The following is a 24,554-nucleotide window of genomic DNA, read 5'->3' as shown; positions in this document are numbered from 1 at the left end:
TTCATGTCATCGCAATTTGCATCCACCCTCACCGATCCGACCATGCTGATCGCGCTTCTCGTGGCGGTGGCGGTCTTTGCGACCTTTTATTCGCTGGCGGCGCCTTATCTTGAAGGCGACAATCTGAACAAGCGCATGAAGGCTGTATCGACGGAGCGGGAACTGATCCGCGCCCGCGAACGCTCACGGATGGCGAACGAGCAGTCGCGCGGCAGCCTGCGCGCTCAGAACAACCAGCCGGTGCGTCAGATCGTCGAGCGGTTCAACCTGCGCAAGGCGCTGGTCGATGACAATACCGTCAACCGCCTGCGTGCCGCGGGCCTGCGTTCGCAGAATTCGCTCAACATGTTTCTGCTTGCGCGCTTTCTGTTGCCTTTTCTGTTCCTGGCGCTCGCCTGCGTCTACATCTTCGTGCTCGGCAATCTGTCGGACTACTCTTTCGCAATTCGCATGCTGGCGGCGATCGTCGTCGGCTATATCGGCTTCTATGCGCCCAATATCTATGTCAGCAACAGGGTGGGCAAACGCCAGGCCTCCATCAAGCGCGCCTGGCCGGATGCGCTCGATCTGATGCTGATCTGCGTGGAGTCGGGCACATCCATCGAGGCGGCCATGCGCCGCGTTGCCGAGGAAATGGCCAGCCAGTCGCCGGAACTGGCGGAGGAAATGGTGCTGACCACGGCCGAACTCTCCTTCCTGCCGGATCGTCGGGTCGCGCTCGAAAACCTGGGCATCCGCACCCAGCTCGATATCGTCAAGGCGGTCACCACCGCGTTGATCCAGGCCGAGCGCTACGGAACGCCGCTTTCCCAGGCGCTGCGGGTTCTGGCCCAGGAGGGCCGCGACGAACGCATGAACGCTGCTGAAAAGAAGGCATCCGCGCTGCCGCCCAAGCTGACCGTGCCGATGATCCTGTTCTTCCTGCCAGTGCTGATCGCCGTCATCCTCGGACCCGCCATCATCCAGGTCTCCGACCGCTTCTGATCCCTTTGCCACGCACCCGGCCGTTCCGGGGAAACGAAAACGCCGGCCCGTCACGACGGAGCCGGCGTTCCAATTTCGTGGAAGGCGGGGGAGGGACGATCAGTTTGTCCGCAGTTTTGGCTTACCGTCCTTGTCGGCCAGCTTGGCCCAGGAATTTTGCTGGGAAAGCATGGTGCGCAGATAGGCGACATTGGCATCGGCCTGGCTCTGCGAAAGTTCCTTGCGGGCAATGTCCTCAGCCTCGGAGAACCGGCCCTGCAACCCGACGACCAGGGCCAGGTTCTGCCGCACGCGGCTGTCTGCGGTCGGCCGGTCCGAGGCAGTTCGCAGATAGTTTTCTGCCGTCTTCAGGTCGCCGGACAAGACGTAGGACATGCCCATGTTGGAAACCACGCTGGGCTCGTTCGGCTGGGTGCCAAGCGCCTGGCGATATTTTGCGCGGGCTTCGTCCGACCGACCCAGCTGATCGAGGACCGCACCCTCGGCGGAATAAAGCCGCCAGTCGGGGCGATCCGGCGTCTGGGCCCTTGCAAGTGTGTCGAGCGCCTGTTCCAGCTGGCCGGCCGCAGCCTGGGCCTTGCCATAGGCTGCCAACACATCGCGGTCGGAGGGATGGGCAATGACAACCTGTTGCATGACTGCCAGCGACTGGGTGTTCTTGCCGGTCATGCGCAGGATGTTGGCATAGTTCAGGCCGGTATTGCGATCCTTAGGGTTCTTCTCATAGGCCGCCCCGATCCGTTGCTCGGTGCTCGCCAACTGCGCCGCATTCATGCCGTCAAAGGTTTCGGTCCTGGCCGTGCTCTGGCTCGAGATCGAGCCGGTCGTCAGCCGGTCGGCATTGCGGCTGCTGCTGTTGCAGCCGGCAAGGGCCAGCGTCACGAGCAGAAGTGCGGCGGTGCGGGCCAGGTGGTTGGTGTGAGCTGTGCGAGCGGGCATGACGTTATCTTTCGACGAACCGGCGTCACGATGCCCTATGTGGTCGGACACGGGTGGCGCAATCTTCTCGCAAGCAATAGTCTGTTAACCCTAACAGACCGTTAATTCATTGATGAAGGCCGTCATGTCCCCCTACCAGTTGATCGAACGTTCCTCGCCGTTCACCCGCCAATCGTCTGCCTCCCGCCCCGTCCACGCGGTAACGCCCGGCGAGATTGAGGCCGGCTCCCTGCCGTCAGGGGCAAGGGAATGGGCGGCGGCGACCGGCTTCAGGGGTGAGCCGGGTGAGCTGCTGCTGGTACCCGGCACATCCGGGGAGCTCCAATGCGCAATTTTCGGGCTTGGAAGCGAACCGGCCGACGCGCCTTTCAGCACCGGCAAGCTGGCTCGCAGCCTGCCGGCTGGCGACTGGCATTTCCAGTCGAGTGCGCTCGATGCCGAAAAGCTTGCGCTCGGTTTTGGCCTCGGCGCCTATACTTTCAATCGTTACCGTAAGGACCGGTCGCAGGACGTGCGGCTTGCGCTCGGCGACGGGATCGACGCCGACGATCTCGGCCGCCAGCTCGCCGCCGTCTATCTTGCCCGCGATCTCATCAACACACCGACCAATGACATGGGCCCCGAAGATCTTGAAGCCGCCTTTCGCGCGCTTGGCGCGCATTATGGCGCTGCGGTTTCATCGATCGTCGGCGACGATCTTATTGTCCGGAATTTTCCGCTGATCCACACGGTAGGTCGGGCGAGCGCTCAGGCGCCGCGGCTTCTTGACATGCGCTGGGGCCGCAAGGGTGCAAAGAAGATCACGCTTGTCGGCAAGGGGGTATGCTTCGATACCGGCGGTCTCGACATCAAGCCGGCCGCCTCCATGCTGCTTATGAAAAAGGACATGGGGGGCGCCGCCAACGTGCTGGGGCTGGCGCTGATGATCATGGATGCGGCGCTCGACGTCGAGTTGCGGGTACTGGTGCCGGCGGTGGAAAATTCGATCTCGGCCAACGCCTTCCGTCCCGGTGACATCTATCGCAGCCGCAAGGGCATCACCGTTCAGATCGACAATACGGATGCCGAGGGTCGTCTGGTCCTGGCCGATGCACTCGCTCACGCCGATGAGGAGACGCCCGATCTGATGATCGACATGGCGACGCTGACGGGTGCAGCCCGCGTGGCGCTTGGCGCCGATGTGCCGCCCTTCTTCACCGATGACGAGACGCTGGCGCGCGACCTTCATGCGGCCAGCGTCGCGGCCGACGACCCGATGTGGCGCCTGCCGCTCTTCAAGGGCTACGAGAAGGATATCCGTTCGCGTGGCGCCGACATCACCAATGCGCCAGGCGGCGGCATGGCGGGATCGATCACCGCCGCGCTGTTCCTCAAGCGCTTCGTCTCGCAGACGGCGCGCTGGGTCCATCTCGATATCTATGGCTGGTGCCCGACGGAGCGCCCGCATGCGCCGATCGGCGGTGAAGCGCAGACCATTCGTGCACTGTACCGCCATATACGCGCCATCATTTGACCGTCTCATCCGGTTTGAAAAAACGGCGGACGGGTGCGATCTTGCGCCCGTTTGCACCGGCACCGTAACTGGCGGTAAAGTGACGTTCGGAGTAGACATGCCGGTGGAAATGACGGCCAGCGAGGCACTGGGTCTGTGGCAGAAGGTAACGATCGAACAGGTCCGCCGCGAAGGTCCCGACCTGACAATCCGGCAGATGTCCATTCTTCTGCATGTCTATCTGGTGCCGCCGCCGCATACGGTGCGTGGATTGGCGGCGACGCTCGGTGTGACCAAGCCGGTCATTACCCGCGCACTCGATACGATGGGTGCGATGGCGCTGATCGATCGAACCCGCGATGACAGAGATCGCCGCAATGTCGTCATCAAGCGCACACTGGCAGGTGCGCTCTATCTGGAAAAATTCGGCGACCTCGTCATCGATGAGGGCCGCAAGCTCACTTTCTGAGGCAGCATGACCACCAATCTCGACCGTCGCCTTCACGCTTTCCGGCCTGATCTCGCAGACGAGGCCCTGCAGGACAGGGTAGAGGCCGACCGCTTCGCCCGCGGTGAACCGGCACAGGTGACCGTTCCCGTGGCCGCGCTGCGACCCGCCCCCGATCTGGCCCGTGGCATCGATACCGAGCTCCTGTTCGGCGAACCCTTGCGCGTGTTCGATCGCGCCGGCGGCTGGGCCTGGGTCCAGGCGAGCGGGGACGGGTATGTCGGTTATCTGCTTGAAGCGCAGATCGGGCCCTTGGACAAGCCGACCCATCGCATCGTCGTTCCCCGTACCTTCCTTTACCCCGAACCGGAACTGCGCAAACCCTACGTGGCCATGCTTTCGATGGGAAGCCGCGTGAAGATCGTCGGCGAGGCCGAAACCCGCGGCAATCATTATCATGTTCTGGCGGATGGCACGGCGGTCATCTCCAGCCACTGCCGCCCGATTTCAGAAAGTCTGGAAGACTATGTCGCGGTTGCCGGGCGGTTTGTCGAAACGCCCTACCTCTGGGGTGGCCGCTCCGGCTTCGGCATTGATTGTTCCGGTCTCATCCAGCTGGCGCTGATGATGACGGGCCGCGCATTTCCGCGCGATACCGACATGCAGGCAACATGCGGCACCGAGATCGCCCCCGCCGATCTCCGCCGCGGCGACCTGGTCTTCTGGAAGGGTCATGTCGGCATCATGGAAGACAGCGAAACCCTGCTGCATGCCAATGGTCACACCATGACGGTGGCACGGGAGAATTTCGCCGCCGCCGTCAAGCGGATCGGCTGGCTTTACGAACAGCCCAACGGCTATCGCCGGATCCTTTGAAGCGTTGTCGGGGTAAGACAATCACGCGAACGTGGCACTGCCGCTCTGGCGTCCGGCGCGATCGACCCTTATCTGTGGGGCATGCAGGGAGCGTGATGATGTCGATGCGTGCGTGGAAATTGCCGTTTGCAATGCTGCTAGTTCTTGGGCCCGCGGTCGCGTCTGCGCAGGACCATGCCCCCGTCTTCAAGGATCTGCCCGGTGTCGTTCCGGAGAAAAGCCGTGTCACTACCGACCAGGCGGGCGAGGACGGTACGACGCGATGCGAATCCGGGGTCGGTTATGTCCGCAATTACCGCGGCTGGCGCCAGGATGGTTTCGGGCGGGATTTCCCGACCCAGGTCTATCGTTGCGAAAGCAATGGCGTGACCTATACGGGGACGGACCTGCCGCCCAACCGCCCTTGGGTGCCGGGCCTCAATCCGCATTTCCTGCCGCAGAACTGAGCAGTCTGCACTAATCAAAGGCGTCGGGCCGTGCCCCAGTCCAAGGCGGCGCCGATGCCCTTTTGCGCGCCGACACGCGACGATCCACCAGGGGGGATGCCCGTTCTGCTTTGTCCAAGGCGATGAAGTGAAAAGGCGAGCGGAGATGACGATCGAGGCTCCTTGCGAAGCCATCCGCGTACCGGCCAGGCGGCCGATAACTCTCTGTTCTTAAATGGGAATGGTGCCCAGAAGAGGACTCGAACCTCCACACCCTTTCGGGTACCAGCACCTGAAGCTGGCGCGTCTACCAATTCCGCCATCTGGGCGACGGAGAGCGATGTACGGGGGCGGGCGGGTTAAGTCAACAGGGTTTTTGAAGTTTCTGTGTCAGTCGTCGAAAAAATTGTGCGACGCATCAAACGGGCCCTGGCGCATCACCTTGTTCAGCACTGCCTTCGCTCGTTCCGGCGCGGTCGGTATGGCCCAGATCACGGTCCGGCCAGATGATATCGCGCAGCCGCTGTTTCAATTCCTTCGGTCCTGGAAAGCCACCATCGCGTTTGCGCTCCCAGATAAGATCGTCATTGCAGCGGATCTCGAAATGGCCGCCGGTGCCAGGAAGAAGCGCCACTTCGCCGATTTCCTGGCCGAATGTCTGCAAGAGCTCCTGCGCCATCCATCCGGCCCGCAGCAGCCAGTTGCACTGGGTGCAATATAGAATGGTGATGCGCGGTCGCGGCGCGGCAGCGGCGGTCTCGTCGGTCATGGCGGATCCTTGTGTGCTGGCGGTCAGAACAGGCTTCCCTGTTTGGGCGGCGTCGGCGGCGCCTCCGTTGCCGCAGATTTCTGGGAGGCCCGCTTTCGCGGGGTCGGCGAGGCAATATCTGCAGGACCGGCCTCGCCGGCGACCGCGCCAATGCGGCCGTCGGCAAATTCCACCGAAATCGCCTGACCCGCGGAAATGCCTGCAGCGCGCGTCAGGGGCGCGTCGTCCTCGCCGCGGATGACCGCGTAACCGCGCTTGAGTACGTTCTTGTAGGACAGCGACTGAAGCACGCGGTTCTGGGCGGCAATGGCCGAATGCCGCCGCGCCATGGCATGGGTGACGGCCGAACTCGCCCGTTGTGAAAGCGTCGCCACCCGCTGGCCCTCGCGGTGTAGCTGGCCGTTCAGTCGCGCAGGCAGGGCCGTAAGAGAAGCCGAAGCCCGCTGAATACGGTTGTGTTCCATCAACAGACGGCGTTCCAGCATGTTGTCGCTGCGCAGCACGTTTTCGGCCAGCTGACGGCGATGCGTGGCGATCCGGTTGGTGAGGATATCGAGACGCAGCCCAAGGCCGGCCCGCTCGAAGCTGCGGCGCTTGGCAATCGCGGTGCGCTCGAGCCCGCGACCGAGACCCGCGGCGGCCTCATCGAAACGCCTTCGTGGCAGCGCCAGAAGCTGGTCGAGGGAGGGAAGGGCACGCATCAGCGCGCGCAGCGACTGGCGGCGGTTGTCCATCTGCCGGGAAGCACTGCCGCGAAGACGCGCATCCAGTCCTGCAAGTTGCGCCTGAAGGTCGGCTTTCACCGGCACCGCCATCTCGGCAGCGCCGGTCGGTGTCGGCGCGCGGATATCGGCGGCATAGTCGATCAGCGTCCAGTCGGTCTCGTGGCCGACGGCGGAAATCAGCGGGATCCGGCTTTCGGCCGCCGCGCGCACCACAGCTTCGTCGTTAAAGCTCCACAGATCTTCCAGACTGCCGCCGCCGCGCGCCACGATCAGCACATCCGGCCTGCGGCTCAAGCCGCCGGCGCCGTTTTCCTCAATCGCATTGAAGCCGCGAATGGCATTGGCGACTTCCTGGCCCGATCCTTCGCCCTGCACCTTGACCGGCCAGACGATCACATGCACCGGAAAGCGATCCGATATGCGGTGGAGAATGTCGCGGATGACGGCACCGGTCGGCGAGGTGACCACCCCGATCACCTGCGGCAGGAAGGGCAGCGGGCGCTTGCGGGCCGGGTCGAACAGGCCTTCGGCGCCCAGCCTGCGTTTGCGCTCCTCCAGAAGCGCCATTAGTGCTCCAGCCCCGGCCGGCTCCATCGCCTCGATGACGATCTGATATTTGGACGATCCCGGAAACGTGGTGATCTTGCCCGTGGCGATCACTTCCATACCTTCCTCGGGCCGGAACTTTATCCGCGAGAAGGATCCTTTCCAGATCACTGCATCGATACGCGCGCGGTCATCCTTCAGTGAAAAATACGCATGACCGGAAGAATGCGGCCCGCGATAACCGGAAATCTCACCACGGACGCGAACATGGTCGAAAGCGGTCTCTACCGTCCGCTTGATCGAGCCGGAGAGTTCGGAAACCGAGAATTCGGTAAGATTGGAGGGCGAATCGGAAGCTGAAAACGTGTTCATGCGGCGAAATTAGAAGGTTTTCGGCGCAAATCAAATCTGTGCGGACGGGATTTGAGCTTCGCTGAGGGCGCATACGCATTAGCGCTTCGGAAAGACGTGGCAGCAATGGTTCGAAACTGAATGGCGCCGTTCAGCAATGATTAAACCTAGTTCCAACCTCCAGGAAATGAGAGGCATGCTCGGTAATCTTTCTTAGCAACTACGCCTTACCTTGGTTGCATAAGAAGAACCTTGCAGGAGATTATCGGGTGCTGTTCCTGACCGCTGTCACTCTGGGCCTGACTGCCGCGATGCTGCGATCGGCCTTCGCCATGGCACTTGTCGCCGTTCTGGTCATGGCAGCGTTTGGCGCTGCCGCACTGATGGGACCGGTGTCCCTCCTCGATCTCGCGATTGGGCTTGTCGGCTACAATCTCGGCATTTTCGGGATGGTCGTCGGTATGGTGGTCTTTTCCCGCAAAACTGTCGCGGCCTGATCGTCAGGCCGTTTTACGCGCGCGTCGTCGTGCGCTTTGATCCTGTCGAACGCCGCGACCATTTTTGGGCCGCGGGCTTTTTGCGTTCTTGTCAGCGGCCGTTGAACCGGAAGAATTCGAAGCCGCCTTCCGTCGGTGCAGGCAGCCGCTCGAGATAGGGCGGTACCTGCCCCTTGGCGAGGGCCGTATAAAGGCCATCCGGCTTCATCCTCATCAGATTGATGGTCTGTGGATCGCTTTTGCAAAAGGCGAGGAGGGAAATGCCGGCGCCCCGGAAGAATGCCTCCGCTTCCACGGGGGTCGCGAGGCCGATATGCAGATCGGTCAGCATGCCGCCCTGATTGCGGTGATAGGGGGCCGAAACGGCCCGGTGATGCGTGAAACGAAGGATTTCCGCGCCGCTGTTCGAAGGCGAGGTGACGAGCCCTGCCGGCAGGGCCGCCAGTGCTTGCCATTGGCCCGGGCTGCCGCATTCGCCGATCTCGGCGCTCGGCGTTCCGGATTTCGAGATGGCGGTCAGATTGAAGGAATTGCGCAGGCCTTCCTGCGCCACGATCCCCACGAACCCCCAGATTACCGGTACCGATGCCAGAACGCCGACTATATAGGCCAGGCCGGCATTGATATTTTCGGGCTCCTTGCCGGAATGGCGGCGCAATCCCGTAATCACCACCGCCAGCGGCAGGATGCTGAGCGCATTGGCAAAGAAGGAGGACCGCAGCTGGATCAGGGCAATGCCCCAGGCCGTGCCGATCAGCGCGAGCAGAATAAGGTGGAATTCCATGCGTTCGCCGCGCATGATCTCGAAGCCGCAAACGGCAAGCGCGAAAAGCCCCACTGCATAAAACGCACCGACCATGTAGGGTTCGTTATGGATGGTGGCGAAGATCGACTGCGCTTCGGTGACGTTGTTGAGCCACAGTTCGACCAGCATCGGATCGAGATCGGCAAGCGGGCTTCCCAAACATTGGGGGGCAATCAGTGTGGTAGCGCCTAGAACGACGATGCCAAGCGCCAGCATGGCGCCAATCCGTTGCCAGCGGCCGGCGCCCGCCGGCAGCAGGGTGCATAGAAACAGGCCCGCGCCGCCGATCGCCGTGGGTGCCTGGAAACCAAGTGAGAGGCTGTCGCAGGTGACGGTCGAATAAAGCTGGGGCGGCACGGTGGCAAGGAAAGCCGCTGTCACACCCAAGGCAAGCGACAGGCCGAAGGCGCGCGCGGCATGGCGAAAGCGGTGCCCGTGCCAGACCCATTGCACGGTCACGCAGAAGCAGACGACGGCCGTGATCGGAACCGTCTCCGCACCGATCGCGATCGCAAGCGCAGTGGCGATGCCAGCCACCGCATAGCTCGTCGCCCGATAGCGCGGATCGACCAGCATGGCGGCGATCGTCATGACCAGCACGAGCTGCACGTTGTGATGATCGATCGAACCTGGTTGAAAGCGAACGGACGTATAGGCGTAGAGGGAGGCGAGCCCAAGCGCGATGTGAACCGTCGCGCTGTCGCCGATACGGCGCGCAGCGATACCGACAGCGGTCAGAAACAACACCGCCAAGGCAAGCGGCCAGAGCGCAAGCGCCCCGGCTTCTGCCTGCCGGTCCTCCAGAAACAGCGAAAGGAGACGGATCATCGCGCCGATCGGCAGGTCGATGAAGCGCGACCAGTGCATCAGGGTGCCGCCGTCGAGACCGAGACGGTACTGGTGCGTGTCGAACCAGCCCTGACCGGCCAGCCAGTCGCGGATAACCACCAGCCGCATAATGTCGTCATTGTCCTGCCCGACATAGTCGACGGCATTCGGCATGATCGTGACAACGATGGCGATAACGACAGCAAGGCAGTAGAACACAAGGGGACGCAAAAGCCCTGGTTGCCCCGGCTGGCCTATGAGGTCACTGCCGTTGCTGTTCGCCATCGAAGTTGCCATTGTCGTCCCGCATGTTTTTCGTCTGGCGAAACCTAGATTTAACCTTCTCAAGAAATAGTAAAATCCTCGCCGTCGGAGCGTTTTTCCGATGATTTACCGTGTATCGAGTGCAAATCATGGACGAAACAAAAAGCAGCGACCTTGAGATCGCTGTTCTCCTGCCGTGCTACAATGAGGCAACCACGATCGCATCGGTCGTCCGCGGTTTTCGCGAGACGCTGCCGAATGCAAGGATCTATGTCTACGACAACAATTCGACCGATGGCACGGCGCTGCAGGCCATGCTCGCGGGCGCCCACGTCATGCGCGAACGTCGCCAGGGCAAGGGCTATGTCGTGCGGCGCATGTTTGCCGATATCGAGGCGGATATCTACATCATGGCCGATGGCGACGGCACCTATGCCGCAGCCGATGCCGAGGAACTGATCCGCACCATGCTGAGCGAACGGGCCGACATGGTGGTGGGCACGCGCCGCGGCGTCCACGACGATGCGGGGCGCCAGGGCCACGCCACCGGCAACCGCCTGTTCAACATTCTCTATCGCTCCATGTTCGGTCGCGATTTCACCGACATCTTTTCTGGTTACCGCGCCTTTTCGCGGCGCTTCGTCAAGAGTTTCCCGGCCGTTTCCGGCGGTTTTGAAATCGAGACGGAAATGTCGGTTCATGCCTCGCGCCTGAAACTCCCCGTGACCGAGTTGGAACTGGATTACGGCCGCCGGCCCGAAGGCTCGCATTCAAAACTATCGACCTATCGTGATGGCGCGAAGATCCTGTGGATGTTCGCCATGCTGATGAAGGAAACGCGGCCTTTCGCATTTTTCGGGATCATCAGTGCTGCGATCTTTACCGTCAGCCTGGCCTTCATGGCACCCGTTCTGGCCGAATATTTCGAGACCGGCCTCGTCACCCGCATGCCGACCTGGATGCTGTCGATGTCGCTGCTGATGGTGTCGCTACTGGTCTTTACCGCGGGCCTGATCCTTGATTCCGTCTCGCGCGGCCGCGCGGAGCAACTGCGCATCCATTATATGGGTCTGCATGCGCGCCCGCCGCGCTTTTACCGGGAGGCGCAGTCGTCCGGGAAAGCGCCGGAGGTACCGGCGAACACACAACCGAAACGGCGCGGCCGTTCGGGCGCTTCGGCGGCATGAAACGGTTTCTGCGTTTCATGGTGGTGGGCGGCATCGGCTTTATGGTCGATGCCGGCGCCACGCTCGGGCTGTTGGCGACGGGCCTGTTCGGGCCGTTTTCCGCGCGCGCGGTCGCCATTGCGCTGGCGCTCTCGTGCACCTGGTTCTGCAATCGCAATTTCACGTTCGGCAAGTCCGGCCGTCACGTCCTTCGCGAAGGCGTGCTGTATGGCTCGGTCGGCATTACCTCGGCACTCCTGAACTACGCCATCTATTCGGCGTTGCTCATCAGTTTCCCGATGTTGCGGCCGATCTTCGCGCTTGTTCTCGCCTCGGCGGGTGCGACCTTGTACAGCTATTTCGGCTACGCCCGCTTCGTCTTCCACCGTCGTCATTAGGCGGCGGTTCAGACCGCTTCCCAGCCGTCCCTGTCGCTTGCGCGGTAAATGGCATCGATGAAGCGCTGGTTGCCGAGGGAGTTTTCAAGCGTCACCACTTCTGCCTCTTGGCCAAGCGCTGCGCGCGCGAAGCTTTCAGCCTGGCGGCGATACTGCCGGCTGTCCTGATAACGGAAAATCTGCGAAACCGTGTGCTTCTGGTTGGTGAGCTCGATCTCCTCCGCGCCCCAGCGATCGGCGTTGAAGGGGGACCGGACCTCGATGAAACCTTCCGTGCCGTGAAACACCATGACCTGGCGATTGGCCATCTGGGTCGCGACGTAGAAGCTCATCTCGAACGACCCGAAATCGGCCTTCACGCTGGAATAGATGTCGGTGCCGAATTCGGGGTCGCGGTCTGTCCTCGCCTGCACCCGGACCGGCTCCATGCCGGTCACCATCCGGGTTGCCATGGCCGGGTAGACGCCGATATCCGGCAATCCGCCGCCACCCAGTTCAGGGATGTTGCGCATGTTCGCGGCGTCGCGATTGAAGTAGGTGAAGGCGCCCTGCACGTGTTTCAGCGTGCCGATCGCGCCTTCCGACAGCAGCGCGCGAACCTTGTGCCAGACCGGCGCATAGGCGATCATCAAGGCTTCGCAGATCAGCACCTGACCGGCATCGCGGGCTGCGATCAGCTGCTCGATCTCTTGCGCCTTCAATGCGATCGGCTTTTCGCACAGGACATGTTTTCCCGCCTGCGCGGCCTTGATCGACCATTCCACATGCTGGCTGGTCGGCAAGGGTATGTAGACCGCATCTATGGTGTCGGAGGAAAGCATGTCCTCGTAGGAGCCGAAGGCGTGCGGCACGGAGAAGCGGTCCGCCATCTGGCGGGCACGCGAAAGGTCGCGGCTGGCAACGGCGGTCACCACGCAGTTTTCGGCATCTTGAATGGCTGGAACGACGGCATCGCGGCCGATCTTGGCGGTGGATAGAATACCGAAACGCAGCATGCATGGCTCCTCTGGCTTGACGCGCGAAACTAACCAGAGCGCTTGTCCTTGCGCAACCCGAGGCCGTCTGGGAATATTGACGACGACGGATCGTTTGACTGGCAGGCCCGTCGTCCTAGTTTGACATGATCGGCATTCGTCGGACCTTGTTTCACGTCATCGATATTGGAGACTCTCATGGATAACCGCCAGCTTGGCCGCACCGGCCTTTCCATTTCGCCCGTCGTTTTCGGCGGCAACGTGTTCGGCTGGACGGCGGACGAAAATAGCTCGTTCGACCTGCTCGACACGTTTTTCGATGCCGGGTTCAACACGATCGACACCGCGGACTGCTATTCCGGCTGGGCACCCGGCAATGCAGGCGGCGAATCCGAAACCATCATCGGCAAGTGGTTGAAGCGATCCGGCCGGTCGCGCGATACGGCGATCATTGTCACCAAGGTCGGCTCGACCCCGCAGGGCTCGGCCATGGAGGGCGGTCTTTCCAAGGCACGGGTGGTCGAAGCGGTCGAACAATCGCTGCGTCGTCTGCAGACGGACTATATTGATCTTTATCTCTCTCACTGGCCGGACCCCAAGACGCCGCATGAGGAAACGCTGTCGGCTTTCGCGACGCTCAAGGAACAGGGCAAGATCCGCTCCATTGGCTGCTCGAATTTCGACGTCGCACAATTGCAGGCGTCGCTCGACGCCGCCGACAAGGCCGGCCTGCCGCGTTACGACGTGCTGGAGCCTGAATATAATCTTTACGATCGCGCTGGTTTCGATGGTGCGCTTGCCGATCTTTGCAAGGCGAAGGATATCGGCGTCATCACTTATTTCAGCCTCGCCGCCGGCTTCCTGACCGGCAAATACAAGAGCAAAGCCGACGCGGAGGCCAATCAAAATCGTGGCGGCAAGGTCGCAAAGTATTTCGACGAACGCGGGACGCGCATTCTTTCCGCGCTCGACGAGGTGGCCGCCGAAACGCATTCGCAGCCGGCATCCGTCGCTCTGGCTTGGATTGCGCAGCGTCCGGGCGTGACCGCACCTATCGCCAGCGCCACCAGCAAACGGCAGTTGGATGCGATGATCGCTGCCGGCAATCTGAAACTGTCGAGCGATCAGATGAAGCAGCTCGACGACGCCAGCGCCTGATCGCCCCGGTGGCACGGGACGGGTCGTTCGGCCCGCCCCCTTTTCCTCAGGTTCGGAGAAACATCATGCGCATGCGGAAACTTGGAAAAGACCTGACGGTATCGGCGATCGGCCTCGGCTGCATGGGCATGAGCCATGCTTATGGCGGTCAGGACGAGGCAACGTCGATCAAGACGCTGCACCGCGCGGTCGAGCTCGGCGTCAATTTCTTTGATACGGCGGAAGTCTATGGCCCGTTCGTCAACGAGGAACTGGTCGGCAGGGCGCTGAAGCCCTATCGGGACAAGGTCGTCATCGCCACGAAATTCGGCTTCAGGATCGACCGCGACAAACGCGATGCCGGTGCGATGTCGGGCCTCGACAGCCGTCCCGAACATGTTCGCGAGGTTGCCGAAGCCTCGCTGAAACGCCTCGGTGTCGAGGTCATCGACCTGTTCTACCAGCACCGTGTCGATCCCGACGTGCCGATCGAGGAGACGGTCGGGGCGATGGCGGATCTGGTGAAGCAGGGCAAGGTGCGCGCGCTTGGTCTATCCGAAGCAGGCAGCGACATCGTCCGGCGTGCCCATGCCGTGCATCCGATTTCGGCGCTTCAAAGCGAATATTCGCTCTGGACGCGTGATCCCGAAGGCGACATCCTCGACACCTGCCGCGAACTCGGCATCGGCTTCGTGCCCTTCAGCCCACTCGGACGCGGCTTCCTGACCGGCAAGATCAAGAGCACCGCCGATATGGCCGAAGGCGACATGCGGCGCGGTCTGCCTCGTTTCGAGGCCGAGAACATGGAGGCCAACCTGACCCTGGTGCGGCTGGTGGAGCAGATGGCCGAAGAGAAGGGCGTCACCGCCGCGCAACTGGCGCTCGCCTGGGTTCTCTCCAAGGGTGATTTCATCGTGCCGATCCCGGGCGCACGCAAAATTCCCAATCTGGAGCAGAACGTGGCGGCCGCCGATGTGGTGCTGAGCGCTGACGAGGTGAAGAAACTCGACGACATGCTGGCGCCGGAAAAGATTGCTGGCACCCGTTATGCGGCACAGGCCATGGCCTGGACACCGAAACGCTGAGCCATCCGGGAACCTCGTCGCCGTGAGAACGTTTTGAGAACAAAGATCAGAACGAGGACCCACATGACCGACCAACACAACCCCAAGGCCGATCCCGATCCGCAGTCCAACACGGAAAAAGATCCGGCAGACTGGGTGACGGGCGACGAACCGATGACCGGAGCGCAGAAATCCTATCTCAAGACGTTGAGCGAGCAGGCTCACGAACCTGACGCTTTCGCCGAGGAACTGACCAAGGCGGAGGCATCGCAGCGGATTGACGCCCTCCGGAGCAAGCTGAAGCTCTAAAGCCGTTCCGTATGGGACGAGCTGAGCTGCGGAAAGCCGCCATACCAGCTGGAATGGTCACCCTCGTGGTTGGCCATTCCGCCTTTGGTCAGCACGCCGCGCGGTGCTACATAGCTCATGATCCGCCGCGCCGGACGTTCGTGCCACTGAATGTTGAAAGCCCAAAGTTTGGGGAAGAAGCACAGCGAGGCATAGGGCAGGTGGTCGTGGATCCACCACGCCATTTTCTGCCAGTCACCTTCACTGTCATGCGTGTCGATCAGCCACGGGACGACAATACAAGCCGTGGCACCCATAAAGCCCTCGGCATCGCGCCGGTCCCAGATATGGTCGGCAGCGGTTGCAGCATTGGTCGAGCAGTTAAGGTTGTTGCGGTTGCCGAATTCGTTGACTTGCGGAGAGCGGTAACCCGAGCGGATATGCAGCCGCCCGAACGTGGCCTGCAGTGGTTCCAGCAATTCCTTGCACAGGTGTTTTCCGGCCTCGACGGCGAGATCTGGGTCCTCGGGAATGTTCGGGAGGCGATAAAATTCAGCGATCTCGGAATGCAGAAAATCTCGTAAAAGGAAGTTTTCCGACAGGCGCGTCCGTCCGAGATCCTCCAGCCCCTTCATCGAATTCGGCTTGCGCATGACGTCTCCTACAAAACCGGCCGCCTCAGCCGATCGCCCAATGGAGAGGCCCGGCGCGTCCAAGCGACCGCCGGGCCATGAGACATGCGGGCGAAATCTCAGAGTTTGCCGTTGCGCTGCTGGATCATCATGAACGTATCGTAGCTATATTCGGCGATCTGGGCCCAGAGATAACCGTCGCGTTTAAATGCCTGCTGGCTGTCGAAGATTTTCTTGAAAGCCGGGTTTTTTGCCGAGATTTCCGCATAGGTATCCTGAGCCGCCTTGTAGCTGGCATCAAGAATATCCTGACTGAACGGTTTGAGCACAGCGCCTTCGGCGACGAGCTGCTTCAGAGCCTTGGCATTATGTGCATCGTACTTTGCCAGCATGTTCATGTTGGCGTTTGCGCAGGCATCCTTCAGCATGCGCTGGTAGGCTTTTGGCAGGCCGTTGAACTTGGCGAGGTTGAAGAACGCATGGACCGTCGGGCCGCCTTCCCACCATGCCGGATAATAATAATATTTGGCGACCTTCACGAAGCCAAGTTTCTGGTCGTCATAGGGACCGACGAATTCGGTGGCATCGATCGTGCCCTTTTCGAGGGCCGCGTAGACATCGCCGCCGGCAATCTGCTGCGGGGTGACGCCAAGCTTGCTCATCACCTGGCCGGTCAGCCCGGCAATGCGCATCTTGAGGCCCTTGAGATCGTCGATCGTCTTGATCTCCTTGCGGAACCAGCCGCCCATCTGGGCACCGGTATTGCCGGCCGGCAGGGCGTAGAGCCCATGGCCGGACAGGAACTCATTCAGAAGGTCGTTGCCGCCGCCGACCGTGAACCAGGAATTGGTCAGGCGTGCATTGAGGCCGAAGGGAATGGCGGTGCCAAGCGCAAATGTCGGGTCCTTGCCGACATAATAATAGGAGCAGGTATGCGCCATCTCTACCGTGCCGGCGGCCACGGCATCCGCAGCCTGCAGGGCGGGCACGATTTCCCCCGCAGCATAGCTCTCGATCTTGAACTTGCCGTCTGAGGCCTCGTTGACACTTGTCGCAATCTCGGTCGCGGCGCCGTAAATGATGTCCAGACTCTTCGGGAAGGAGGAGGCCAGCCGCCAGGTTACTTGCGGGCTTTCCTGCGCAAGGGCAGGGGCAGCCAAAGTCGCGGCTGCGGCCATGCCGGCACCTGCGCTACCGGCCTTGCGGAAAAACCCGCGACGATTGAGAATTTGGTTTTCGGTCGAGTTAGTCATGGGTTCGCATATCCTCCAGATGCTGTTCGCGCCATAACGGTTTGTTGTGCGAGATGCAAGCTGCACGTTCCTTAACTTGCTCGCCGGGACAGATTTTGTTTCCAAAAATTGCGCCGCGGTAACCGATCGCGATCATTTGCTGCCCCGGGTCTGCTCCCGACGTGACGAACTGAACGGAAATGGATTGGTTAGGCAACGAAAGTGAACGTACTTCGCAAAAAAAGACCCGCCGCGGATATCCGGGCGGGCCGTCGTCATATGGTCTACCGACATGTCAGCGCAAGGCGCCGACCACGACGTCGCGGCCATCCTCGATCGTCACCCAGCGGCCCGTATCGAAAGATGCCTGGCGCTTGAGGAAAGTATAGTCGGTATCGGACCACAATTTCACATCCGAGTTCAGGTTGTCAAGGATGAAGTCGCCCTGTGAGGTGCGCACGGTCAAGACGGCATGGCCTTCGCCGTCGGACTTGCGCACGACGGTGATCAGGAGGTCGGAAAGGGCAAAACCACGCTCGGCCAATTCCTTGCGCTTTTCCAGCGCATAGTCTTCGCAGTCGCCCGCATCGACCGGATATTCCCAGTATTCCTCGCGCCCGTAAACCTGCATGTCGGTGCGTGCTGTAATGCGATCGTTGACGGAAGAATTTACGTCGTGGATGGCGTTCCAGCCGTAATCCGTAACCTTGGGAGCCGGAGCGGTGCGCGAGCGAATACCGCATTCGTCTGCATGCCGCTGGCAGAATTCGTAGTGACCGATCGGCTGTGAGGTGATGGAGCCGGTGACCATGCTGACCAGCGCTCTTGGAGCCGGAACTGCAGAGGTTGCCGATGCAAGCGAAACCCCGATGATCAAGGCGAGGAGCCGTATTTTCACTGCAAGCGTCATATGCCCGTCCTTCACATTCTTAACGAAAGGTTAAGATTGCGACGGGCACAGAGTCAATTATTACCAATCCGTAAACATGTAACTATCGGCGCTTATGGTTAAGATTGGTGCATTTCAGTATCAGCTTATTTTATGGTCGTGATCCCTCAAGGCCACGAGGACCGATTGCAGTTTCTCAAGGTCCCGCGGGCGCGACAGCCGGTGATCGCCATCACGGATGAGGGTCAGCACCACATCGTCCGCCGGCAAGAATTCGACCAGCTTCAAGGCATGCTGGTAAGGCACGTCCTCATCCCTCATGCCCTGCAGAATATGAACCGGGCAACCAGTCTCGATAATGCCGGTAAGCACGCGGTTGCGTGTTCCATCCTCCAGCAGGGCGCGGGTGAAGATATTCGGCTCGGCGCTGTATTGCGATATTTCCTCGAAATAGCCGCGTTCGGCCAGCGACCGGCGTTCCAAGTCGGTCAAGGCCGGCTCGATCAGCTCGCAGGTGAAATCCGGCGCCGGGGCAATCAGCGCGAGACCCGCGACCTCCGGTCCTCTGCCGCGTGTCCTCAGTTCCTGCAGCATGCGCAGCGCAATCCAGCCGCCCATTGAGGAGCCGACAAGGATGATGCGCGCCGGGGCGAGGTGATCGACGACGGCAATCGATTCCTCCAGCCAGCGGGAAATCGTGCCGTCGCTGAAATTGCCGCCCGACTGGCCATGACCGGAATAGTCGAAACGCAGCGCGGCTGCACCATGTTCGGCGGCAAGCCGATCCATTTGCAGCGCCTTGGTGCCGTTCATATCGGATCGGTATCCGCCAAGCCAGACGAAGGTCGGGCCGGTGCCGAGCGCCGAAGGACGATGGATATAGGCAATCTCGCGGGCCTCGCTGCCCTTGCCGACCGTCAATCGTCCGAGCCCGTCCGAGGTCGATGTGTCCCGAAGCTGTTCGGCTGCCTGTTCCCTGGTCCCGTCCATTGTCGGCTTCCTTCCTCGTTCCTATCTTGTCGGTGCCGCTTATAGTCGCGCCGTCACAAAACATATAGCTGACGTGCCGACGGCAGGTGATCTTTCCCGCGCAATATGCTATTGACTTCGCCGCGTCGATGACGACATTGGCCCGCAATCACAGATGCGAGGCTCCATATCGCCGCCGCAAACTTGAAAAAATTCAGGAGAACACGACCATTCGCAGACCTTTCAAAGCCGATGCCCCAGTCAAAGAGGGCCCGCGCTCCAACCGGGAAATCCGCGTTCCCAGGGTCCAGCTTATCGATGCCGAAGGCCAGAATCTCGGTAACATACCCACCGACCAGGCCCTCAAGATGGCCGAGGAAGCCGGGCTCGACCTCGTAGAGATCTCGCCCAACAACGATCCGCCGGTATGCAAGATCCTCGATCTCGGCAAGCTGAAATACGCCAACCAGAAGAAGGCGGCCGAAGCGCGCAAGAAGCAGAAGATCGTCGAGATCAAAGAAATCAAGATGCGCCCGAACATCGACACCCATGACTATGAGGTGAAGATGAAGGCAATCCTGCGTTTCTTCGAAGACGGCGACAAGGTTCGTGTGACGCTGCGTTTCCGCGGTCGCGAAATGGCGCACCAGGAACTCGGCATGAAGCTGCTGCTTCAGGTCAAGGACGATACGGCGGAGATCGCCAAGGTGGAAGCCGAGCCCAAGCTCGAAGGCCGCCAGATGATGATGGTGCTGGCGCCGCGTTAAGGCGCCGCCACTGCCTATTGCCGATACCGGCCGCATGTGGCGCGCCGCAGGCCTGCGAATGCGGGCTTTTCGGCACTTTTTCCCATTGCGCTTTCGATCGGACTATGATTATAAGCGCCCGTCCGAACGGTCCGGCAGGGCATGCCGTGGCCGTTGCTAATGCTTGGATCAGCCTCGTCTGCTGGTTCGATACAAAACTGGAGTAGCAAAATGCCCAAGATGAAGACGAAATCCGCTGCCAAGAAGCGGTTCAAGGTTACGGCGACCGGCAAGGTCCTCGCAGCTGCCGCCGGCAAGCGCCACGGCATGATCAAGCGTTCCAACAAGTTCATCCGCGATGCACGCGGCACGATGGTTCTTGCTGAAGCTGACGGCAAGAAGGTCATCAAGAACTACCTGCCGAACGGTCTCTAAGACTAATCGACGACCTGGAACAGTTTTAAGGAGATCATGACATGGCACGCGTAAAACGTGGCGTAACTTCCCGCGCCAAGCACACCAAGACCCTCAAGGCAGCCAAGGGCTTCTACGGCCGCCGCAAGAACACGATCCGCGCCGCAAAGGCTGCTGTTGATCGTTCGCGTCAGTTCGCGACCCGCGACCGCAAGGTCAAGAAGCGTAATTTCCGCGCTCTGTGGATCCAGCGTATCAACGCTGCTGTCCGCGAATCCGGCCTGACCTACGGCCGCTTCATCGATGGCCTCAACAAGGCTGGCATCGAAGTCGACCGCAAGGTTCTGTCCGACATGGCAATCCACGAGCCGGAAGCATTCGGCGCGCTGGTTGAAGCCTCCAAGAAGGCTCTGTCCTACCTCAAGGACGCCGGCACGAAGAACGAGTTTGAAAGCGCGGTTAAGTAACCAGCGCTTCCCAAGCTTATTGCTTTATTGATTTTGGGAAACCCGCGCTGGTAGGGCTAGCGCGGGTTTTTCTTTTGCCCGTCATCTCGTCGTAATAGCTTGTCTCTGCGAGCATAAACGGAAGAAACCATGTCCGATCTGGAAAACCTCAAAATCACGCTTCTGGCCGAAATCGCCGCAGCTTCCGACGAAGCGGCGATCGAAGCTGTCCGCGTTTCGGCGCTCGGCAAGAAGGGGTCGGTCTCCGAACTCCTCAAGACGCTGGGTTCGATGACGCCGGAAGAGCGTCAAAGCCGTGGTGCTGCCATCAACGCGCTGAAGACCGAAATCACCGACGCCATCACGACGCGCAAGACGGTTCTGAAGGATGCAGCGATCGATGCGCGCCTGAAGGCTGAAACGCTGGACGTATCGCTGCCAGTGCGCTCGTCGCCGGCCGAACGTGGCCGTATCCATCCGATCAGCCAGATCACCGACGAAATCACCGCCATCTTCGCCGATATGGGTTTTTCCATTGCCGAAGGCCCGGATGTCGAAACCGACTATTACAATTTCACCGCCCTGAATTTTCCAGAAGGCCACCCGGCCCGCGAAATGCACGACACCTTCTTCTTCCAGCCGGACGAAAAGGGTGAGCGCAAGGTTCTGCGCACCCATACGTCGCCCGTTCAGGTGCGCACGATGGAAGCGCAGGAGCCGCCGATCCGCATCGTCATTCCGGGCAAAACCTATCGTCAGGACAGCGACGCCACGCACTCGCCGATGTTCCATCAGGTCGAAGGCCTCGTTATCGACAAGAAGGCGCATGTCGGCAATCTGCGCTGGGTTTTAGAAGAATTCTGCAAGACCTTCTTCGAGGTCGACAGCGTCGTCATGCGTTTCCGCCCCTCCTTCTTCCCGTTCACCGAACCGTCCTTCGAAGTGGACATCCAGTGCGACCGTTCCGGCCCGATCGTGAAGTTCGGTGAAGGCACCGACTGGATGGAAATTCTGGGATGCGGCATGGTGCATCCGAACGTGCTGCGTTCCGGCGGTCTCGATCCGGACGAATATCAGGGCTTTGCCTGGGGCATGGGTCTCGACCGTATCGCCATGCTGAAATACGGCATGCCGGACCTGCGCGACTTCTTCAACGCCGACGTGCGCTGGATGAACCATTACGGTTTTCGCCCGCTCGACATGCCGACGCTGTTCGGCGGTTTGAGCCAGTAACGATGCCGACGCTGCTCATCTGGCACGGCTACAAATTCCGGTTCTACGCCTTGGACGTCGGCGAGCCGCCACATGTCCATATCGTCAAGGATGCAAAGTCCCTGAAGCTCTGGTTGAAGAATTTGGAAGTCGCGCAGAACAAGGGGTATAGTGAGCAGGAAGTCGCCAGGTTGCTGCAAGTGGCGACGGAACATCGCGATCAATGGATAGGCACTTGGAATGAGTTCTTTGATCTTTGAAACCGATGAAATGCAACCGGTCCGGGCCTGGTGCGCGGAGGGTGAGGTCCATGTCGCCCTCGCCGATGGCCGAGCCATATCAACCCCTCTTTGGTGGTATCCCTTTCTGTCCGCGCTCGATGATACCCAGTTGAACGACATCGAGCTGATGTATGAGGGGATTTGGTGGACCGCCATTGATGAAGGCATTTCGGTCAAGAGCATGTTTTTGGGCTTAAAGGCACCCGGTGCCAAAGCTCCGGAAAAAGCAGCCTGACCAACCGATTGATGATTTTTGAGACGAGACAAAAGACAATGAAATTCACGCTTTCCTGGCTCAAGGATCATCTTGAGACCGACGCCACGCTGGAACAGATCTGCGAACGCCTGACAGCGATCGGTCTCGAGGTCGAGAATGTCGATGACAAGGCTGCCTACAAGCCTTTTGTCATCGCAAAAGTTCTGTCGGCGGAAAAACATCCGGAGGCCGACCGCCTCAAGGTTCTGTCGGTCGATGCCGGGCCTGATGTCAACGGCGGCAAGCCGCTGCAAATCGTCTGCGGTGCGCCGAATGCCCGCGCCGGTCTGGTTGGCGCCTTGGCGCGGCCGGGCGATTATGTTCCTGGTATCGATGTCACTCTGTCGGTCGGCAAAATCCGCGGTGTCGAAAGCCACGGCATGATGTGCTCGGAAAAAGAGCTGAACATGTCGGAAGATCATAACGGCATCATCGACCTTCCCGAAGACGCACCGATCGGGACGTCTTTCGCGACCTATGCCGGTCTCGACGATCCGATGATCGAGATCAACCTGACACCTAACCGTCCGGACTGCACATCGATCTTTGGCATCGCCCGCGATTTGGCCGCTTCCGGCCTCGGCACGCTGAAGGTGCCGGCGGCACCCGCGTTGAAGCTCGAAGGCGAGACTTCGGTTGGCCTCTCGATCGATCTCGATGACGAAAAGCTTTGCCCCGGTTTCGGCCTACGTCTCGTGCGCGGCGTGAAGAATGGCCCCAGCCCGGCCTGGATGCAGACGCGTCTCAAGGCGATCGGTCTTCGGCCGATCAATGCGCTGGTCGATATCACCAATTACATGACTTTCGACCAGGGCCGCCCGATGCACGTCTTCGACGCTGCCAAGGTCAAGGGCGATCTCGTTGTCCGTCGCGCCGAGGAAGGCGAAACGGTGCTCGCGCTCGATACCCGCGAATACAAGCTCGGTCCGAACAACGTTGTCATTTCCGATGACAATGGCGTCGAATCCATCGGCGGCATCATGGGTGGCGAACATTCCGGCTGTGATGAAAACACCGTGGACGTGCTGATCGAATCGGCTCTGTGGGATCCGATCAACATCGCCAAGTCTGGCCGCACGCTCGGCATCATCACCGACGCCCGTTATCGTTTCGAACGCGGTGTCGATCCGGAATACATGGTTCCCGGCCTGGACCGCACCACACAGCTGGTGCTGGAGCTTTGTGGCGGTACGCCGGCCAAGGAAAAGATCGTCGGTTACAAGGGATACGAGGCCAAGACAGTCGATTTCCCTTACTCCGAAGTCAAGCGTCTGACCGGTCTCGACATTTCCATTGATGAGAGCCGCGACATCCTCACCCGCCTCGGTTTCACGGTCGAAGGTTCCGGCGAGCGCGTGTCCGTCAAGGTGCCCTCCTGGCGCCCGGACGTTGATGGCAAGGCCGATCTCGTTGAAGAGGTGATGCGTATCCACGGCGTCGACCAGATCAAGCCGGAGCCGCTGGAAAAGCTCTCCGCCGTCAACAGCCGTATCCTGACGACATTGCAGATCCGCACCCGCACGGCCAAACGCGCGCTTGCCTCGCGCGGCATGCTGGAAGCCGTCACCTGGTCCTTCATCCCGGAAGATCAGGCAAAGCTGTTCGGCGGCGGTTCGCCGTCGCTGAAGCTCGCCAACCCGATTGCGGCCGACATGTCCGACATGCGCCCGTCGCTACTGCCGGGCCTGCTCACGGCTGCCCAGCGCAATGCCGACAAGGGTTTTGGCGATGTGGCGATCTTTGAAGTCTCGGGCACTTACGAGACCGATACGCCGGAAGGCCAGCGTCGTGTCGCTGGCGGCATCCGTCGTGGCACCGCTTCCATCAACGGTACCGGCCGCATGTGGTCGAACACCGCCAAGGGCGGCGGCAAGCCGGTCGACGTTTATGACGCCAAGGCCGATGCGCTGGCCGTGATCGAAGCCTGTGGCCTGCCGATGGGCAATGTGCAGATCGAGCAGGGTGGTCCCGCATGGTACCATCCGGGCCGTTGCGGCACGATCAAGATAGGCCCGAAAATCATTCTCGGCACGTTCGGCGAATTCCACCCGAAGACGCTCGACGCGCTCGACGTCTCGGGCGCGCTCTGCGGTTTCGAGATTTATCTCGATGCCATGGCAGAGCCGAAGAAGAAGGCCACCCGCACCAAGCCGGGCCTCGATCTGTCACCCTTCCAGATGGTCAAGCGCGACTTCGCCTTCGTGGTCGGTTCTGAGATCGAAGCCGGTGCGATCATCAAGGCGGCCCAGACCGCCGATCGCAAGCTGATCACCGGCGTCAACGTCTTTGACGTCTTTGCCGGCGCATCGCTTGGCGAGGACAAGAAGTCGGTGGCGATTGAAGTGCTGATCCAGCCGGTCGACAAGACCCTGACCGACGAGGATTTTGACGCGCTGACGAAAAAGATCGTCGCCAATGTCGAAAAGACCACGGGCGGCATTCTGCGCGCCTGATCACTGATCGCCGATGATTGAATGAAGAAAGCCCGCCGTTGATGAAAC

Annotated in this window: 27 protein-coding genes and 1 tRNA gene; 18 read left to right on the top strand and 10 right to left on the bottom strand. The window is 60.7% G+C overall.

Going from position 1 to position 24,554, the window contains the following annotated elements:
* The first annotated feature begins 3 nt into the window (after window positions 1-3).
* Window positions 4-984 carry a type II secretion system F family protein gene (locus ACQKKX_RS14080; protein WP_427571388.1) on the top strand — a complete coding sequence of 327 codons (981 nt, stop codon included), beginning with the start codon at window positions 4-6 and terminating at the stop codon, window positions 982-984.
* Between the two features lie 99 nt (window positions 985-1,083).
* Here the strand turns inward: ACQKKX_RS14080 and ACQKKX_RS14075 are convergent, their stop codons facing one another.
* Complete coding sequence (locus ACQKKX_RS14075; protein WP_427571386.1) at window positions 1,084-1,923, bottom strand: tetratricopeptide repeat protein; 840 nt, start codon at window positions 1,921-1,923, stop codon at window positions 1,084-1,086.
* A gap of 124 nt (window positions 1,924-2,047) precedes the next feature.
* Between ACQKKX_RS14075 and ACQKKX_RS14070 the strand changes: the two genes are divergently transcribed.
* The 4 genes from ACQKKX_RS14070 (at window position 2,048) to ACQKKX_RS14055 (ending at window position 5,185) form a co-directional block, all read left to right on the top strand.
* The gene (locus ACQKKX_RS14070; RefSeq protein WP_427571384.1) at window positions 2,048-3,436 is read left to right on the top strand and encodes a leucyl aminopeptidase family protein; all 1,389 of its coding nucleotides are present in this window, start codon (window positions 2,048-2,050) and stop codon (window positions 3,434-3,436) included.
* 97 nt (window positions 3,437-3,533) lie between these two features.
* On the top strand, window positions 3,534-3,884 hold the full coding sequence (locus tag ACQKKX_RS14065; RefSeq protein ID WP_427571603.1) for a MarR family transcriptional regulator: 351 nt from the start codon (window positions 3,534-3,536) through the stop codon (window positions 3,882-3,884).
* A gap of 6 nt (window positions 3,885-3,890) precedes the next feature.
* Window positions 3,891-4,739 carry an NlpC/P60 family protein gene (locus tag ACQKKX_RS14060; RefSeq protein ID WP_427571382.1) on the top strand — a complete coding sequence of 283 codons (849 nt, stop codon included), beginning with the start codon at window positions 3,891-3,893 and terminating at the stop codon, window positions 4,737-4,739.
* Between the two features lie 98 nt (window positions 4,740-4,837).
* Window positions 4,838-5,185: a hypothetical protein gene (locus ACQKKX_RS14055; RefSeq protein ID WP_427571380.1), complete on the top strand. Its 348-nt coding sequence runs from the start codon at window positions 4,838-4,840 to the stop codon at window positions 5,183-5,185.
* 221 nt (window positions 5,186-5,406) lie between these two features.
* On the opposite strand, the gene ACQKKX_RS14050 is transcribed toward ACQKKX_RS14055, so the two are convergent.
* From ACQKKX_RS14050 to xseA, 3 genes are all read right to left on the bottom strand, one after another.
* Window positions 5,407-5,493, bottom strand: a tRNA-Leu gene (locus ACQKKX_RS14050).
* Between the two features lie 89 nt (window positions 5,494-5,582).
* The gene (locus ACQKKX_RS14045) at window positions 5,583-5,933 is read right to left on the bottom strand and encodes a SelT/SelW/SelH family protein (RefSeq protein WP_427571378.1); all 351 of its coding nucleotides are present in this window, start codon (window positions 5,931-5,933) and stop codon (window positions 5,583-5,585) included.
* 23 nt (window positions 5,934-5,956) lie between these two features.
* Complete coding sequence (xseA, locus tag ACQKKX_RS14040) at window positions 5,957-7,576, bottom strand: exodeoxyribonuclease VII large subunit (protein ID WP_427571376.1); 1,620 nt, start codon at window positions 7,574-7,576, stop codon at window positions 5,957-5,959.
* A gap of 248 nt (window positions 7,577-7,824) precedes the next feature.
* Here xseA and ACQKKX_RS14035 point away from each other — a divergent pair, with 248 nt between their 5' ends.
* Window positions 7,825-8,052 carry a hypothetical protein gene (locus ACQKKX_RS14035; RefSeq protein ID WP_427571374.1) on the top strand — a complete coding sequence of 76 codons (228 nt, stop codon included), beginning with the start codon at window positions 7,825-7,827 and terminating at the stop codon, window positions 8,050-8,052.
* Between the two features lie 91 nt (window positions 8,053-8,143).
* On the opposite strand, the gene ACQKKX_RS14030 is transcribed toward ACQKKX_RS14035, so the two are convergent.
* Window positions 8,144-9,970 (bottom strand): hypothetical protein, encoded by a 1,827-nt coding sequence (locus tag ACQKKX_RS14030; RefSeq protein ID WP_427571373.1) that lies wholly within the window; start codon window positions 9,968-9,970, stop codon window positions 8,144-8,146.
* Window positions 9,971-10,098: 128 nt separating this feature from the next.
* Here ACQKKX_RS14030 and ACQKKX_RS14025 point away from each other — a divergent pair, with 128 nt between their 5' ends.
* Both ACQKKX_RS14025 and ACQKKX_RS14020 read left to right on the top strand, forming a co-directional pair.
* Window positions 10,099-11,136, top strand: coding sequence for a glycosyltransferase (locus tag ACQKKX_RS14025; RefSeq protein ID WP_427571371.1), 1,038 nt, complete (start codon window positions 10,099-10,101; stop codon window positions 11,134-11,136).
* A complete protein-coding gene (locus tag ACQKKX_RS14020) occupies window positions 11,133-11,513 on the top strand; it encodes a GtrA family protein (protein WP_427571370.1) in 381 nt (126 codons plus the stop codon). Before ACQKKX_RS14025 ends, ACQKKX_RS14020 begins: the two co-directional genes overlap by 4 nt.
* An 8-nt stretch (window positions 11,514-11,521) precedes the next feature.
* On the opposite strand, the gene ACQKKX_RS14015 is transcribed toward ACQKKX_RS14020, so the two are convergent.
* Complete coding sequence (locus ACQKKX_RS14015; RefSeq protein WP_427571368.1) at window positions 11,522-12,508, bottom strand: Gfo/Idh/MocA family protein; 987 nt, start codon at window positions 12,506-12,508, stop codon at window positions 11,522-11,524.
* A gap of 177 nt (window positions 12,509-12,685) precedes the next feature.
* Between ACQKKX_RS14015 and ACQKKX_RS14010 the strand changes: the two genes are divergently transcribed.
* The 3 genes from ACQKKX_RS14010 to ACQKKX_RS14000 all read left to right on the top strand — a co-directional run bounded on the left by ACQKKX_RS14010 (window position 12,686) and on the right by ACQKKX_RS14000 (window position 14,997).
* Window positions 12,686-13,645: an aldo/keto reductase gene (locus ACQKKX_RS14010; RefSeq protein WP_427571367.1), complete on the top strand. Its 960-nt coding sequence runs from the start codon at window positions 12,686-12,688 to the stop codon at window positions 13,643-13,645.
* Between the two features lie 65 nt (window positions 13,646-13,710).
* Window positions 13,711-14,709: an aldo/keto reductase gene (locus ACQKKX_RS14005; RefSeq protein ID WP_427571366.1), complete on the top strand. Its 999-nt coding sequence runs from the start codon at window positions 13,711-13,713 to the stop codon at window positions 14,707-14,709.
* A gap of 63 nt (window positions 14,710-14,772) precedes the next feature.
* Window positions 14,773-14,997, top strand: a complete 225-nt coding sequence (locus ACQKKX_RS14000; protein WP_427571364.1) for a DUF3072 domain-containing protein — start codon at window positions 14,773-14,775, stop codon at window positions 14,995-14,997.
* Here ACQKKX_RS14000 and ACQKKX_RS13995 read toward each other — a convergent pair.
* The 4 genes from ACQKKX_RS13995 to ACQKKX_RS13980 all read right to left on the bottom strand — a co-directional run bounded on the left by ACQKKX_RS13995 (window position 14,994) and on the right by ACQKKX_RS13980 (window position 18,719).
* Window positions 14,994-15,629: a hypothetical protein gene (locus tag ACQKKX_RS13995; protein ID WP_427571363.1), complete on the bottom strand. Its 636-nt coding sequence runs from the start codon at window positions 15,627-15,629 to the stop codon at window positions 14,994-14,996. The two genes, ACQKKX_RS14000 and ACQKKX_RS13995, sit on opposite strands and share 4 nt — an antisense overlap.
* 98 nt (window positions 15,630-15,727) lie before the next feature.
* Window positions 15,728-16,861 carry a TRAP transporter substrate-binding protein gene (locus ACQKKX_RS13990; protein ID WP_427571361.1) on the bottom strand — a complete coding sequence of 378 codons (1,134 nt, stop codon included), beginning with the start codon at window positions 16,859-16,861 and terminating at the stop codon, window positions 15,728-15,730.
* Between the two features lie 274 nt (window positions 16,862-17,135).
* Complete coding sequence (locus ACQKKX_RS13985) at window positions 17,136-17,750, bottom strand: transglutaminase-like cysteine peptidase (RefSeq protein WP_427571359.1); 615 nt, start codon at window positions 17,748-17,750, stop codon at window positions 17,136-17,138.
* Window positions 17,751-17,870: 120 nt separating this feature from the next.
* Window positions 17,871-18,719 (bottom strand): alpha/beta hydrolase, encoded by an 849-nt coding sequence (locus ACQKKX_RS13980; protein WP_427571358.1) that lies wholly within the window; start codon window positions 18,717-18,719, stop codon window positions 17,871-17,873.
* Window positions 18,720-18,928: 209 nt separating this feature from the next.
* On the opposite strand from ACQKKX_RS13980, the gene infC reads away from it, so the two are divergent.
* The 7 genes from infC to pheT all read left to right on the top strand — a co-directional run bounded on the left by infC (window position 18,929) and on the right by pheT (window position 24,506).
* Complete coding sequence (infC, locus tag ACQKKX_RS13975; RefSeq protein WP_427571602.1) at window positions 18,929-19,465, top strand: translation initiation factor IF-3; 537 nt, start codon at window positions 18,929-18,931, stop codon at window positions 19,463-19,465.
* Window positions 19,466-19,675: 210 nt separating this feature from the next.
* Window positions 19,676-19,879 (top strand): 50S ribosomal protein L35, encoded by a 204-nt coding sequence (gene rpmI, locus ACQKKX_RS13970; protein ID WP_112729593.1) that lies wholly within the window; start codon window positions 19,676-19,678, stop codon window positions 19,877-19,879.
* 41 nt (window positions 19,880-19,920) lie between these two features.
* Window positions 19,921-20,325 carry a 50S ribosomal protein L20 gene (gene rplT / locus ACQKKX_RS13965; RefSeq protein ID WP_112729594.1) on the top strand — a complete coding sequence of 135 codons (405 nt, stop codon included), beginning with the start codon at window positions 19,921-19,923 and terminating at the stop codon, window positions 20,323-20,325.
* Window positions 20,326-20,454: 129 nt separating this feature from the next.
* Window positions 20,455-21,537 (top strand): phenylalanine--tRNA ligase subunit alpha, encoded by a 1,083-nt coding sequence (pheS, locus tag ACQKKX_RS13960; RefSeq protein WP_427571356.1) that lies wholly within the window; start codon window positions 20,455-20,457, stop codon window positions 21,535-21,537.
* 2 nt (window positions 21,538-21,539) lie between these two features.
* The gene (locus tag ACQKKX_RS13955; RefSeq protein WP_427571354.1) at window positions 21,540-21,776 is read left to right on the top strand and encodes a DUF4160 domain-containing protein; all 237 of its coding nucleotides are present in this window, start codon (window positions 21,540-21,542) and stop codon (window positions 21,774-21,776) included.
* Window positions 21,757-22,032: a DUF2442 domain-containing protein gene (locus tag ACQKKX_RS13950; RefSeq protein ID WP_427571352.1), complete on the top strand. Its 276-nt coding sequence runs from the start codon at window positions 21,757-21,759 to the stop codon at window positions 22,030-22,032. Before ACQKKX_RS13955 ends, ACQKKX_RS13950 begins: the two co-directional genes overlap by 20 nt.
* A gap of 38 nt (window positions 22,033-22,070) precedes the next feature.
* Window positions 22,071-24,506 (top strand): phenylalanine--tRNA ligase subunit beta, encoded by a 2,436-nt coding sequence (pheT, locus tag ACQKKX_RS13945; RefSeq protein WP_427571350.1) that lies wholly within the window; start codon window positions 22,071-22,073, stop codon window positions 24,504-24,506.
* Window positions 24,507-24,554: the final 48 nt, after the last annotated feature.

The organism is Neorhizobium sp. NPDC001467 (assembly GCF_050275975.1).
Lineage (GTDB): Bacteria > Pseudomonadota > Alphaproteobacteria > Rhizobiales > Rhizobiaceae > Neorhizobium.
Note: the sequence above shows the minus strand (reverse complement) of the source record. Positions and strands in the feature narration are given on the sequence as shown.